The sequence below is a fragment of the Pseudoalteromonas sp. SG44-8 genome (genome assembly GCF_014164125.1).
GTDB lineage: Bacteria > Pseudomonadota > Gammaproteobacteria > Enterobacterales > Alteromonadaceae > Pseudoalteromonas > Pseudoalteromonas rhizosphaerae.
In genome coordinates this window covers 42243-56102 of the sequence record NZ_JACJEQ010000013.1, presented here as the reverse complement: position 1 = coordinate 56102, position 13860 = coordinate 42243, and the positions used below count along the sequence as shown (strand labels likewise).

Annotated in this window: 11 protein-coding genes; 7 read left to right on the top strand and 4 right to left on the bottom strand. The window is 41.6% G+C overall.

Annotated features, from left to right (window positions below; genetic code table 11):
* The first annotated feature begins 14 nt into the window (after positions 1 to 14).
* From H5163_RS11985 to ttcA, 3 genes are all read left to right on the top strand, one after another.
* On the top strand, positions 15 to 749 hold the full coding sequence (locus H5163_RS11985; RefSeq protein ID WP_145233499.1) for an FNR family transcription factor: 735 nt from the start codon (positions 15 to 17) through the stop codon (positions 747 to 749).
* Positions 750 to 841: 92 nt separating this feature from the next.
* On the top strand, positions 842 to 1768 hold the full coding sequence (uspE, locus tag H5163_RS11980; RefSeq protein ID WP_182731414.1) for a universal stress protein UspE: 927 nt from the start codon (positions 842 to 844) through the stop codon (positions 1766 to 1768).
* Between the two features lie 74 nt (positions 1769 to 1842).
* Positions 1843 to 2748 (top strand): tRNA 2-thiocytidine(32) synthetase TtcA, encoded by a 906-nt coding sequence (gene ttcA / locus H5163_RS11975; RefSeq protein WP_145233494.1) that lies wholly within the window; start codon positions 1843 to 1845, stop codon positions 2746 to 2748.
* Between the two features lie 68 nt (positions 2749 to 2816).
* Here the strand turns inward: ttcA and secF are convergent, their stop codons facing one another.
* The 4 genes from secF to H5163_RS11955 form a co-directional block, all read right to left on the bottom strand.
* Positions 2817 to 3743, bottom strand: coding sequence for a protein translocase subunit SecF (secF, locus tag H5163_RS11970; RefSeq protein ID WP_182735216.1), 927 nt, complete (start codon positions 3741 to 3743; stop codon positions 2817 to 2819).
* Positions 3740 to 5593 (bottom strand): protein translocase subunit SecD, encoded by a 1854-nt coding sequence (gene secD, locus H5163_RS11965; protein ID WP_182735215.1) that lies wholly within the window; start codon positions 5591 to 5593, stop codon positions 3740 to 3742. The genes secF and secD overlap by 4 nt, the downstream gene beginning before the upstream one ends.
* 107 nt (positions 5594 to 5700) lie before the next feature.
* Entirely contained in the window at positions 5701 to 6198 is a 498-nt protein-coding gene (locus H5163_RS11960) for a hypothetical protein (protein ID WP_182735214.1), read from the bottom strand.
* A 127-nt stretch (positions 6199 to 6325) separates the two neighbouring features.
* On the bottom strand, positions 6326 to 7375 hold the full coding sequence (locus tag H5163_RS11955) for an NAD(P)-dependent alcohol dehydrogenase (protein WP_182735213.1): 1050 nt from the start codon (positions 7373 to 7375) through the stop codon (positions 6326 to 6328).
* Between the two features lie 222 nt (positions 7376 to 7597).
* Here H5163_RS11955 and H5163_RS11950 point away from each other — a divergent pair, with 222 nt between their 5' ends.
* The 4 genes from H5163_RS11950 to H5163_RS11935 all read left to right on the top strand — a co-directional run bounded on the left by H5163_RS11950 (position 7598) and on the right by H5163_RS11935 (position 13832).
* On the top strand, positions 7598 to 9340 hold the full coding sequence (locus H5163_RS11950) for an ABC transporter ATP-binding protein/permease (protein ID WP_145234073.1): 1743 nt from the start codon (positions 7598 to 7600) through the stop codon (positions 9338 to 9340).
* Between the two features lie 173 nt (positions 9341 to 9513).
* Entirely contained in the window at positions 9514 to 11580 is a 2067-nt protein-coding gene (locus tag H5163_RS11945) for a M13 family metallopeptidase (RefSeq protein WP_182735212.1), read from the top strand.
* Between the two features lie 175 nt (positions 11581 to 11755).
* Complete coding sequence (locus H5163_RS11940) at positions 11756 to 12469, top strand: YebC/PmpR family DNA-binding transcriptional regulator (RefSeq protein ID WP_145233481.1); 714 nt, start codon at positions 11756 to 11758, stop codon at positions 12467 to 12469.
* An 88-nt stretch (positions 12470 to 12557) separates the two neighbouring features.
* On the top strand, positions 12558 to 13832 hold the full coding sequence (locus tag H5163_RS11935) for a leucine-rich repeat-containing protein kinase family protein (protein ID WP_182735211.1): 1275 nt from the start codon (positions 12558 to 12560) through the stop codon (positions 13830 to 13832).
* The last annotated feature ends 28 nt before the right edge of the window (positions 13833 to 13860 follow it).

Genomic DNA, 13860 nt, shown 5'->3' with positions numbered 1-13860 from the left:
AATGGACTGAACTAATGGATTTATATCAAAACAAAGCCAAAAATAATTGCACAATCAGCTGCAATGACTGCAGCATAAGTCAACTGTGCTTACCTTTTACCCTCAATGGGCAAGAAATGGATAAACTTGATGAAATCATTGAGCGTAAAAAACCATTACACAAAGGGGATTTTCTTTTTGAATCAGGAGCGCCACTGAACGCTATTTTTGCTGTTCGTTCTGGTTCATTTAAGTCCTACACCCTTTCAGAGCAAGGTGACGAGCAAATTACTGGCTTTCACCTCGCAGGAGATTTAATCGGCTTTGATGCAATAAATAAAATGGCACACCAAAGCTTTTCTCAAGCGCTCGAAACCTCAATGGTATGCGAAATTCCATTTGAAACACTTGATGATCTAGCGGGTAAATTACCAAAACTACGCCAGCAGATTATGCGCCTGATGAGCAGTGAAATTAACTACGACCAAGAAATGTTTTTGTCACTGAATAAAAAATCAGCCGAAGAGCGCTTAGCTAGTTTTATCTACAACTTGTCAAATCGCTTTGGCGAACGCGGGTTTTCTCGTAAAGAGTTTCGCTTTACCATGACCCGTGGTGAAATTGGTAATTACCTTGGTTTAACCGTTGAAACGATTAGTCGTTTACTGAGTCGTTTTCAAAAAGCTGCTTTAATAAAAGTGGAAGGTAAGTTTATCACTATTCTAGATAGTGATGGGTTATCCGCAGCTGCAGCAATCCACCCAAAATAAACTTGATCTAGCGCAACTAGTTGTTAGCTGTTACTTTAACTACTCACGTTATACGTTACACTCTAGCTATAAAGTAGTTAAAGGAGCAGCTTATGAACACCATCAAACAAATACTCGCCATTATTGATCCAACCGCTGAGTCTCAGCATGGTTTATCTCGCTCTATCGAATTAGCCAAAAAGTCCGGTGCCAGTATCACCGCTTTTATGAGCATTTATGATTTTTCCTATGAGATGACGACCATGCTCTCTGGCGATGAGCGCGAGGCAATGCGCAATGCCGTCGTTAAAGACCGTCAGTTATGGCTGGATGAAATTTTGCAACACTACCCAGACGTCGATATTAACAGCCAAGTGGTTTGGCATAATCGCACTTATGAAGCGATCATCGATACGGTAATAGACCAACAGTTTGATTTGGTTGTAAAAGGAACTCACCAGCACGATACACTTAAGTCAGTAATTTTTACTCCAACCGATTGGCATTTAATTCGTAAATGCCCAGCCCCGGTATTATTGGTAAAAGAGCACGCTTGGCCTTCGCAGGGTAATATTTTAGCTGCTGTTAACGCTGTAAGTGAAAACCAACAGCACCTTGATTTAAACCATCGTATTATTCAAGATGCGCAGTTTTTATGTGAACTGGCTAACGCAAGCCTTAGTATCGTTAACGCCTATCCTGCGACACCGGTAAACATTGCAATTGAAATCCCTGAGTTTAACCCCAGTATTTATAACGAATCGGTAAAAAAACACCATATAGAATCGACCCATGAGTTAGCAGCTAGTCATCAAATCGCCCAGCAAAACTGTGTCATAGAAGAAGGTTTACCAGAGGACGTGATCCCTGATGTAGCAAAGCGCCTTAATAGTGAATTAGTGGTGATTGGTACGGTTGGCCGCACTGGATTAAGTGCAGCCTTAGTAGGTAACACCGCAGAGCATGTCATTGACAGCCTTGATTGTGACGTATTAGCCTTAAAACCCGACGGCTATGTGAGCCCGCTGGCAAAAGATTAAATAAATTTTGTTGATTGAAACTTTAGGCATATAATACGCCCCTTTATTTTACCCATAGTTCTAAAGGGGGCGTAATGTCGCATTCTGTTCAAGCCAAAGCTCAACATAGCTTATCTAAGTTACAAAAACGCTTACGTCGTCAAACCGGTCAAGCGGTGATGGACTTCAATATGATTGAAGAAGGCGACCGTATCATGGTGTGCCTCTCTGGTGGAAAAGACAGTTATACTCTACTTGACATGCTGCAGCATTTACAGCGTGTTGCACCTATTAAATTTGATTTGTTTGTTGTTAACCTTGATCAAAAGCAACCAGGCTTTCCTGAACATGTATTGCCAGCATATTTAGACACTCAGAATATTGAATACAAAATTGTTGAAGAAGACACCTACAGTATAGTGACTGATATTATTCCTGAAGGTAAAACAACCTGTTCGCTATGCTCACGCTTACGTCGCGGTATTTTATATCGTACCGCAAATGAAATGGGGGCCACTAAAATCGCCTTAGGTCATCATCGCGACGATATGATCGAAACCCTATTCTTAAATATGTTTTATGGTGGCAAACTGAAAAGCATGCCAGCTAAATTAATGAGCGATAACGGCGAGCACATGGTAATTCGTCCATTAGCCTACTGTAAAGAAACAGATATTGAACAATATGCTATCAGCCAAGCATACCCTATCATTCCATGTAATCTGTGTGGCTCACAAGAAAATCTGCAACGCAAACATACCAAAGCGATGCTTGCACAGTGGGATATTGAGCACCCTGGTCGTATTGAGAGTATTTTTACTGCAATGCAAAATGTTGTGCCTTCGCATCTAGCAGATAATGAGTTATTTGATTTCACCAACTTAAAAACCGGTGAAGTAATTGATGGCGGCGATATTGCGCTTGATAAACCAGACATACCAAAACAACCTGTACTTAACGATGATGAAACAGCTGATGTTGTGACAATTAATTTAAGTTAACAAATTAACTTAAATAATAACAATGCCGCGTATATCGCGGCATTTTTGTTTTTCGTTGATAAAGTTAGTTACGGCATATCCATCAACGCTTGGCTTTGCTCATCGACCTTAACTTGATAGTTTTCATGTCTTAAACCAAGTAACTGCGGTAACGTTGCAGCAATACAAATTGACGATAATGTTCCCACAACAATTCCTACAAATAGTGCGATAGAAAACCCCTGTAACGGCGCACCAGCCAATAACCACACACTCGCCACTGTAGCAAGAGTAGTGCCTGAGGTGATCAAAGTACGGGTCAAAGTGCTCTTAATTGATTCATTAATCACCGTATTCACGCTAGCTTGTTGTGTTGTGGAATCTAAGCGCAGTAGCTCGCGTACCCTGTCCCCGACAATAATTGAATCATTTAATGAATAACCAATGATTGCCAGTAAACTCGCTAACACGGTTAAGTTAAAATCAAGCTGTAACCATGCAAACAAACCAACTACCACCACCACGTCATGCATTAAAGCCACAACCGATCCCAACGCTAAACGCCACTCAAAGCGTAGCGCTAAATAAACCATCACGGCAACCATTGCCGCAAATAATGCCAAACAGCCTTGTTCAAATAATTCATCGCCAACTTGAGAGCCTAAGTAAGAAGATGACAACACTTCAGCACCCAATGTCTCATCTTGCGTAAGCGTTGCTAACCAAGGCGATGTACTGGCTTGCTCTGCCTCTCTTAACTGAAAGTGCTGGCTAGATTGAGCGCTTAAGGCAAAGTCATCATGGTGATAATAACTAATTTTTTTCGCCAGCTCAGCCTCACTAATTGGCACTGCAGTGGTAAACTCCGTTAAATAGCCACCAGTAAAATCAAGGCCGAAATTCAATCCTTTTGTAGCAACCCCTATTACAGAGAGCAGCACTAGTAGGATAGATAAAACCAACCCCGATAAACGTAAGCGGGTTGTGGTGCTCATTTTTTCATTTGAATTGCTCATGCGCGAGCTCCTCGCTTATTTGCCAATTTTAAATACAAAGTCTGACTCAACGCCTTAGAAACATACACCCCGGTAAATACGCTAGTGATTAGCCCTAACGCCAGCGTAATTGCAAAGCCTTTGATTGGCCCATAGCCAATACCATATAAAATAATTGCCGTGATCATAGTGGTAATATTAGCATCAAAAATTGTCGCAAATGCTTGTTGGTAGCCCTGCTCTATCGCTTGATATGGTGCTCGGCCTTTACGGCGCTCTTCTTTGATCCGCTCAAAAATAATAACATTAGTATCAACAGCCATACCGATTGTCAGTACCAGCCCGGCTATGCCCGGTAAAGTTAGCACCACGCCAGGCAGCAGTGACATTAATCCTACTAAAGCTGTTAAATTCAATAATAAGGCAATATTTGCCACCAGCCCTAAACGGCGATACCACAGCGCCATAAAGGCTAATGTAATACCCATTCCCAACATCAAGGCCGCGAGCCCATTATGTATGTTATCTGCGCCCAAGCTTGGCCCAATGGTTTGTTCTTGTACGATTGTCACCGGCGCAGTTAATGAACCTGCACGTAATAGCAATGCTAAATCCTGCGCCGCTTGTGGGCTTTGCATATTAGTAATACTAAATTGGCTACTCAAATGTTGAGCTATATTGGCAACATTAATCACTTCACTTTTTTTAACTACTTCACCTTTGACATTTTTATAATATTCAGAATACACCGTTGCCATTGGTTTACCGATATTACGTTTGGAAAATGCCGACATCGCCTCGCCACCTTGGCTATCAAGGCTAAGTTGCACTAGCGGCTTGCCCCATTCATCGCGCCCTGCATGGGCATTATTGATGTGTTGTCCCGAAAAAATAGCAATTGGGTCTAAATTGATCGAGCCACCATTTTGCAGGTTAAAGGTTTTTCCGCCGATTTCTTTAAGCTGATAAAAATCAAGCGACGCTGTTGCACCTATAATACGTTTTGCTTCACTTGGATCTTGTACACCGGGTAACTCAATACGAATACGTTGTTTACCTTGGCGCTGGGTAACTGCTTCAGTAATGCCTAATTCTTCAATACGGCCTCTTAAAGTGGTTAAGGTTTGACTCATTACTTCTTTATCAAACGCATTACTACCTTGTTCACTAAAACTAAATGCCACCGTTGTTAAATTACCCTGTGAATGCGCAGTTGCCATTAAACGCTCAAAACGCTTTAGTACATTCGCCTGTACTGCGGCTAAGTCACTTTTAGCAGCAGGCAACGCATGTAATTCAAAACCATGGGCATTTTTTTGTACACGAACACCTCTGGCTTTTTCATCACGAATAATTGTTTTAGTTTGTTCATACGCACTATCAAGTTGCTCTTGTTGCGCTTTCACTAAATCAACATCTAATACAAATAACACACCACCATTAAGATCAAGACCTAATTTTATAGGTGCTAATCCTAAGCTTTGTAACCAATCGGGACTTGTTTGATGCGTAACTATTTTTGCATTCAACTGCGTAAATTCACTTTTTAACGCTTGTTGCGCTGCGGCACTTTTGGTTGGCTCTTGTAGTAACACATTTAATGAAAGGCTGTTTTGCGCCACTTGAATTGATTGCTCAACCAGAAACCCATGTTGATTTAAAAAATCAATAACAGATTTTTGCGAAGGAGTATTCGCTAGTAACTGCTGTGAATGTGGCTGGCTCTGCGTTGTACTCAGATGCAGCCACGATTTTGCTGGATATAAATTTGGTAAGGCACTGATCGCTAATAATACCAGCGCCAAAAACATCGCCATATAGCTTATTTTAAAACGCTGTAGCAGCGGTTTTTTTGATGAATTTTTTAACATATTGCTTCCTTTAAACCAATGCAAGCATCGGTTTCTTGCCTCATAGGCGCAGTAATTTATTTGCTTTAGTTGAATGACTAAAACATCGAAAAAATTAGTAGGAAGAGTTAACTGTAGTAAGTAAGTACTGCACGGTATTGTAAGTTGGCGTCTTTCCAACCACTAATCCGTGATTTTTTACCTTCGTAGGCTACAAACCAAGGTAATGTTATTGGCGGTTCAAGGGGTTGTAAGTAAAGTTGGCGCGCAAGGCTAGGTACAAAAAACTCAAATATTGCCACATAACTTGGCTCAACTTGGCTTTGATACAGAAATAGCGATGAATTACTCGCTGAAAAGCGTGGCTGTAAAGACTCAAACCCCGCGCCTTCTGTTTGTTGATCAGCCGCCGCAATTGGTACCTTCTTGGTAAAAGGGGTGATATCTGATACTGAAGTATCAAATACCTTAACCTCTAAAGCACTCAAATCAGATAACATCGCCGACTGAAAAAAAGCGGTAGGCTGGCTCACATTAGCCTCAGCGTTGCTCACAGCATTAGCCTGCACACTAAAAAGTGCAGTAAACAGCAGTAATACAGTAAGGACTAAGCGAAAACGGATCATTTTATTATCTAAATAGTAAGCTGGTATTATAAATGGGGAGTAATTGCCCTATTTCAATAGCTAATTTGCAATTGAACAAAAAAAACCGCAAGTAAAACTACTTACGGCCAAAAATCACAGTCGATAATTAAGCGACTTCAAGTGAGGACATGTCAATGACATAACGATGAGACAAGTCACCTTCTTTTAAGCGTTCAAAAGCCTGATTAATGTCTGCCATATTGATCATCTCTACTTCCGGTAAAATATTATGCAGCGCACAGAAATTAAGAATTTCTTGAGTTTGTGCAATACCACCAATCAAAGAGCCAGCCACGCGGCGACGCCCCAATAATAATGGCACCGAGTTTGATTCAGCCATCTCACCCACTTGTCCGACTAATACTTGAGTACCATCAATATCTAATAGGGGCATATAAGGGGTAAAGTCATGCTTAACTGGAATAGTATTAATGATCACATCAAACTGATTAGCGTATGCTTTCATGGCTTGTTCGTCTTTAGATACCAGTAAACCTTCAGCGCCATATTCCAACGCTTGCTGTTTTTTATCATCTGATCGACTAATAGCTGTCACATGGGCACCCATTGCCGCAGCGATTTTAATTGCCATATGGCCTAACCCACCTAAGCCAATAACGCCAACTCGGCTACCAGGCCCGACATTAAAAGTACGTAGCGGCGAATAAGTGGTAATACCCGCGCATAAAATTGGCGCACACTTAGCAAGATCAAGTGATTCTGGAACGTTTAAAACAAACTCTTCGCGCACTACAATGTGTTTAGCGTAACCACCTTTGGTTGATTCACCAGTGATACGATCTTTTCCTGAATAAGTTCCGACCATCCCTTCGCGACAAAATTGCTCTTCGCCTTTGTGGCATTGGTCACACTCAAGGCAGCTATCAACCATACAACCAACTGCTACATTATCGCTAACTTTGTATTTAGTCACTTTGCTGCCAACCTCAGTGACACGACCTACAATCTCATGTCCTGGTAAAATTGGGTAACTGGTGCCACCCCAATCATTATTTACGGTATGAAGATCTGAATGGCACACCCCGCAATATAAGATTTCAATCGCAACATCTTCATCGCGCAAATCGCGTCTTTCAAAATGAAATGGCTCTAATGGCGTATTAGCTTGATGTGCTGCGTATCCGATAGTTTTCATCTGCTTTCCCTTCTTTGTTAAAAACTGAGTTTAATTAACCACTCTAAAACATTGTCTTAAGCTGCCTAAACTGTACTATGTGCTGTTAGTAGTATAGCCCTAGATACAAACTGTTAAAGTTTATACCCTAGGCTACTAGAAAAAGTTTAATGCAGACTTAATAGAGTTAGAGAAAATATGCGCGGAATGGGTAAACAAGAAGCAATAAAACATCATGATGCGATGAATTTAAAGCAAAGCATTGTCACCTTGTGGCCTTACTTAGTTGCTTTTAAAGGCCGTGTAACACTTGCAACACTGGCATTGATCGCCGCAAAGGGTGCCACTTTATTGATGCCATGGGCGCTGAAAGAAATAATCGACAGTGTTGATCCAAGTTTACAAAATATAGTCATCGTACCCATAGCTTTACTGTTACTGTATGGCGGACTACGTTTTGCGAGTGTGTTTTTTGGTGAAGTACGTGATGCGTTGTTTGGTCGTGTAACTGAACATGCTATGCGCCATATTGGCCTAAAAGTATTTAATCACCTACACAGCCTTGAGTTGTCGTTTCATCTTGATAGGCAAACTGGCGGCATTAGCCGTGATATAGAGCGTGGCACCAGTGGCTTAAGCTTCTTAATGCGCTTTTTAATGTTCAATATTGTGCCAACTTTATTTGAAATAGCCGTAGTTGCGATTATTTTTGCAACTTTATTTTCGCCGTGGTTTGCCGTAGTTACCCTGCTTGCAGTGGCTTTATATATTACCTTCACGGTTGTTGTAACACAGTGGCGCAACCGCTTTATTCGCGAAGCAAACCAAGCCGACAATAATAGTAACAGCCGTGCTATTGACAGCTTACTTAATTATGAAACCGTTAAATATTTTAATAATGAAAAGCATGAAGCACAAACATATGATGGCTTTTTAGCTAGTTGGGAGCAAGCCCGGCTTAAAAACCGCTTATCGTTGCTTGCCCTTAATTCAGGTCAAGCCTTGATCATAGCAGCAGCGATCACCGCTTTAATGTGGCTTGCTAGTATTGAAGTGGTTAAAGGCACACTCTCTATTGGTGAGTTGGTAATGATCAACGCCTATATGATCCAATTATTTTTACCGCTCAATTTTTTAGGCTTTGTTTATCGAGAAATTCGCCGCGCCTTAACCGACCTTGAAAATATGCTCGGACTATTAACCCGTAAACCACTCATTTCAGATAAAGCAAATGCACAACAGCTCAATATACAACACGCTGATATAGAATTTAAAAACGTTAACTTTGGCTACCATCCATCAAGACCTATCATTAAGCAGCTTAGTTTTTCTATTAAAGCAGGCAGCAAAGTCGCGGTGGTGGGCGCCAGCGGTGCAGGAAAAAGCACCCTAGCCCGTTTACTGTATCGCTTTTATGATATTGACAGCGGTGAAATACATATTGATGGTCAACAACTTACTAGCGTCACACTCAACAGCTTGCGACAAGCGATTGCCATTGTGCCACAAGATACTGTGTTATTTAATACCAGCATTCGCGACAACATTGCTTATGGCCGTCCAGATGCTACAGCACAAGACATTGATAATGCTATTAATATGGCGCATTTACGCAGCTTTATTGATAGTTTAGATAAAGGTGATCAAACCCTCGTTGGTGAACGAGGTTTAAAAGTTTCAGGCGGTGAAAAACAACGCATTGCCATAGCCCGAGCCATTTTAAAACGCTCCCCTATTATCATTTTTGACGAAGCAACATCAGCGCTAGACTCTCATTCCGAGCAAGCAATATTAAAAGCCATGTCTGCACTAGCCTCTAATCATACCAGTTTAGTTATTGCCCATCGCTTATCAACAATAACAGATGCAGATACGATTATTGTGCTCAAAGAGGGCCAGTTGATCGAGCAAGGCAAACATGATGAGTTACTTAAATTCAATGGTGAATATGCGCGCATGTGGGAACTTCAACAAAAAACAGCATAAACATGGAGACTCATCTTCGGCGCGGGATACACACTGTATGCCGCGTAGTTTGTTGTTTCACCTAACTGAGAAGTAATTCACCTCAAAAGTTTGTCTGTTTTTAGGTTATCAATAACAATCTGAGTTAGAAAACGTGCAATAAAAATAATTAAATTACATTCAGGGGAAGTCCAATGAAAAAAACACTTATTGCAGCAACACTTGCTGCCACATTTCTGACCGGCTGTTCAGAGCCTAAAACAACACAAGCGCAACAGCCTAGTACCGAAACCCAGACAGCAAAAGCTGAATTAGGTGGCTTTGGGGTAGATTTAACAGCCCGCAATGAAGCCATAAAACCAGGTGATGACTTTTTCATGTACGCCAGTGGCACATGGTATGACAACTACGTTATGCCTGCCGATAAAACTCGCTACGGTGCATTTGCAGGATTGGCAGAACGTAGCGAAGAGCGTGTTAAGGCAATTATTGAAGAGATCGCAGCCCGTAAAGATTTAAATACTGAAGAAAAGTTAGTTGCCGATTTCTATAACGCGTATATGGATACCGATACCCTTAATAAGCTTGGTGTGTCGCCAATTAAACCACTACTAACGGAAATTAGTAACGTTTCATCAACCGATGATCTAACCAAATTATTTGGCCAATCGTGGTTAACGGGCGTTAACTCGCCTATTGGTGGTGGCATGTGGTTTAACCGCTTAGACCCAAATAAATATGAAATGTCATTAGGCGCTGGCGGCTTAGGTTTACCAGATCGTTCTTACTACCTTGAAGATTCTGAACGTTTTGTTAAAACTCGTACTGCTTATGTAGCCCATATCGCCGACATGCTTAAATTTGCAGGTGTTGACAATACAACTGAACGTGCTGAGGCAATTTTAGCCCTTGAAACCAAAATAGCACAAGGCCACTGGCCACGAGAAAAACGTCGTAACCGCGACCTTACCCTAAATCAAATCGAACGCAGCGAGCTAAGCTCTAGCTACCCTGATTTTAATTGGGATCTGTATTTTGAACAAACAGGATACCAAGTACCACAGTTAAATGTATCGCAACCAGAGCCGATCAAAGCAATGATTGCATTGATCAATCAAGAAGATGTTACTGTATGGAAAGATTACTTAACCTATCACGCACTAAGCTCTAATGCAGAGCTACTGTCTGAAGATGTATTCAATACTAACTTCGCATTTTACGGAAAAGAGCTAAATGGCCAGCAAGAGCCACGCCCACGCTGGAAACGCGCTATCAGCCAAATGTCGAGCACTGATTCATTAGGTTTTGCCATTGGTAAAGTGTATGTAGCACGCTACTTCCCTGAATCATCAAAACAACAAATGTCAGCATTGGTAGAAAACCTGCGAACGGCTCTGGGCGAACGTATTGACAACCTAGACTGGATGGGCGCAGAAACGAAAGTAAATGCCCGCGCTAAACTCGCTGCGTTTGTGCCTAAAATTGGCTATCCCGATGTATGGCAATCATTTGATGGTTTAAGCATAAGTAGCAATGATTTGATGGGCAACATCAAAAATACCCGCGAGTTTTTCCGAGCTGAAAGCGCTGCAAAAGAATTGCAAAAAACCGACCGTAACCGCTGGGGCATGACACCACAACGTGTTAACGCTTACTACAACAGTTCGTTTAACGAAATTGTATTCCCTGCAGCAATTCTACAACCACCATTTTTCGATCCTAATGCCGATCCGGCAGTAAACTATGGTGGCATTGGTGCCGTGATTGGTCATGAAATGGGCCATGGTTTTGACGATCAAGGCTCTAAATCAGATGCTAACGGCGTACAACGTAACTGGTGGACAGATGCCGATCGTGCTGCATTTGATGCCAAAGCCGACCAACTTGCTGCACAATACAGTCAATACGAGCCAATCCCTGGTAACTTCGTTAATGGTCGTAATAGCTTAGGTGAAAACATCGGTGACGTGGGTGGGTTAGCAATGGCTTATCACGCTTACAAACTCAGCCTAAACGGTAAAGAAGCGCCTATTATTGACGGCCTTACGGGCGATCAACGGTTCTTCCTAGCCTGGGCACAAGTATGGAAAGAAAAACGCACTGAGCAAAGCATGTTAAACCAGCTTCGTGGTGGCACACATGCACCCGGTCGCTTTAGAGCACAAGCACCACGTAACCACGATGCATGGTACAAAGCATTCAATGTACAACCGGGTGATGCCTTGTATTTACCAGAAGATCAACGCGTACGTATTTGGTAATAACCCGATACATTTCGATTGAAAATATAACCCGCAACTGCGGGTTATATTTTTTGTGCTGCTCACTCAAAGCAACTTTAATTCCCACTGAATTCTGTATTTCCAAGCGAGTTGGGTATAGAATACGGCACTACAAAATTTATACTTTTAAAAACATATTTAAGGCGAAACGCAGATGGGAAGAGCTTACCAAAACAAAAAAGATTCAATGGCTAAGACTGCGGGTGCTAAAACTAAAGTTTACTCAAAGTACGGTAAAGAAATTTATATTTGCGCAAAAAATGGTGGTATTGATCCCGATGGCAACCTATCGCTACGTCGTTTAATTGAACGCGCTAAAAAAGATCAAGTACCAGCACACGTAATTGACCGCGCAATTGATAAAGCCAAAGGCGGCGGCGGTGAAGACTACTCAGCAACTCGTTACGAAGGCTATGGCCCTGGTAACTGCATGATCATTGTTGATTGCTTAACTGACAACAACAAACGTACCTTTGCTGATGTACGTGTATGTTTTACTAAAGCAAACGCTAAAATTGGTGCACAAAACTCGGTATCTCACCTATTTGATCATTTGGCTATTTTTGTATTTGATGGCGATGATGACGAAGCCGTGCTTGAAGCACTAATGATGGCTGACGTTGATGTTACTGACGTAGAAGTTGAAGCCGGCAAAGTCACTGTTTTTGCTCCGCATACTGAGTACAACAACACCCGTACCGCACTTGAAGAAATGGGCGTTACTGAGTTTGATGAAGATTTGATCTCTTTTGTGCCACAAGTTGAAGCACCAATTGCAGGCGAAGACGTAGAAGTAATGGAACGCTTTTTAGCGATGCTTGAAGATTGTGACGACGTACAAAACGTGTATCACAACGCACAATTTTAATTTTATTGACTAAAATTATGACTAAGGCCAACTTGATTGGCCTTTTTATTTTCTTATTGTTAAACCCCTAAATAAATGGATTTGTATTTTGAATACCGTTGAACAGCTTCGTAGTGGTAAATTAGCTGGCACTAAACGTTTACAGCTAGTTGAAGAGCTAACCACATTCCCAGACGAAATTTTTACCCTTGCAGATACCCTCGAAGTACTCGATTTATCAAATAATAACTTATCTGATTTGCCCGACGAATTTGCTAGTTTAACTAAATTAAAGCGGGTGTTTTTATCATTCAATCAGTTCCAGCATATTCCTGCTGTATTGGCAAAATGCCCTTCCCTTATTATGATTGCATTTAAAGGCAATAAAATCAGTGAATTTACCGAGCATAGTTTGCCGCTTTCGACACAATGGTTAATTTTAACTGACAACCATATTGAACAATTGCCAGACTCTTTTGGTGAACTTACGCAACTGCGTAAACTTGCCCTTGCTGGTAATCGACTAACGACTTTGCCACACAGCATGCAGCAGTGCCAAGCGCTTGAACTCGTGCGTTTATCTGCGAATAACTTAACTGATGTTAATGACTGGCTGTTTGAATTACCAAAACTCAGTTGGCTGGCTTTTGCAGGCAATGACTTTAATAAAGCACAAAGTTTACAACAAGTTCAATTAGCAGCCGTACAACTAAACGAGTTTTCACTTGTTGAAAAAATTGGTGAAGGTGCGTCTGGGATTATTCACTTAGCACAGTGGCAGCACAATAATGTGGCGTTAAAACTGTTTAAAGGCGCGATCACCAGTGATGGCTATCCACTTGATGAAGTAAACTGTTGCTTGCAAGCGGGCGAACATAAAAACCTAATAAACGTTCTCGCCTATATCGATAACCCAGAGCAACTTGGTCTGGTTATGGAGCTTATCAGCAAGGACTATCAAAACCTCGGCTTACCGCCGTCACTTGATACTTGCACCCGCGATACCTTTTTTGAGCATACACAGTTTACTGCTCACGCCATTAAACACATAGCTAAGCAAATGGTCAGCACCCTTGCCCACTTACATATCAATAACGTAAGTCATGGCGATGTATATGCGCACAACACCATGATAAACGATGAATACACAGTATTGTTTGGTGACTTTGGCGCAGCAACTAACTTAGACTCTCTGACCGACTATCAGCGCCAACAAATGCAGCGTATTGAAGTCAGAGCGATTGGCTGCTTAATTGATGATTTACTGAGCGTGTGTTCTGAAGTTACGAGCGATGCAACACAGCTAAGAAAACTTGCTCAACAATGTATGAATGCAGATATGAGCCAACGACCAACTCTTAAAGCACTAATAGAAAAACTATAACTTTTATGCGCGACTCTACCTCTGAGTC

What these genes read in the sequence shown, in the direction of transcription:
- secD (WP_182735215.1), bottom strand. Translation starts at nt 5,593, where the DNA reads ATGTTAAAAAATTCATCAAAAAAACCGCTGCTACAGCGTTTTAAAATA.
- H5163_RS11985 (WP_145233499.1), top strand. Translation starts at nt 15, where the DNA reads ATGGATTTATATCAAAACAAAGCCAAAAATAATTGCACAATCAGCTGC.
- uspE (WP_182731414.1), top strand. Translation starts at nt 842, where the DNA reads ATGAACACCATCAAACAAATACTCGCCATTATTGATCCAACCGCTGAG.
- H5163_RS11950 (WP_145234073.1), top strand. Translation starts at nt 7,598, where the DNA reads ATGAATTTAAAGCAAAGCATTGTCACCTTGTGGCCTTACTTAGTTGCT.
- H5163_RS11945 (WP_182735212.1), top strand. Translation starts at nt 9,514, where the DNA reads ATGAAAAAAACACTTATTGCAGCAACACTTGCTGCCACATTTCTGACC.
- H5163_RS11940 (WP_145233481.1), top strand. Translation starts at nt 11,756, where the DNA reads ATGGGAAGAGCTTACCAAAACAAAAAAGATTCAATGGCTAAGACTGCG.
- secF (WP_182735216.1), bottom strand. Translation starts at nt 3,743, where the DNA reads ATGAGCAATTCAAATGAAAAAATGAGCACCACAACCCGCTTACGTTTA.
- H5163_RS11960 (WP_182735214.1), bottom strand. Translation starts at nt 6,198, where the DNA reads ATGATCCGTTTTCGCTTAGTCCTTACTGTATTACTGCTGTTTACTGCA.
- H5163_RS11955 (WP_182735213.1), bottom strand. Translation starts at nt 7,375, where the DNA reads ATGAAAACTATCGGATACGCAGCACATCAAGCTAATACGCCATTAGAG.
- ttcA (WP_145233494.1), top strand. Translation starts at nt 1,843, where the DNA reads ATGTCGCATTCTGTTCAAGCCAAAGCTCAACATAGCTTATCTAAGTTA.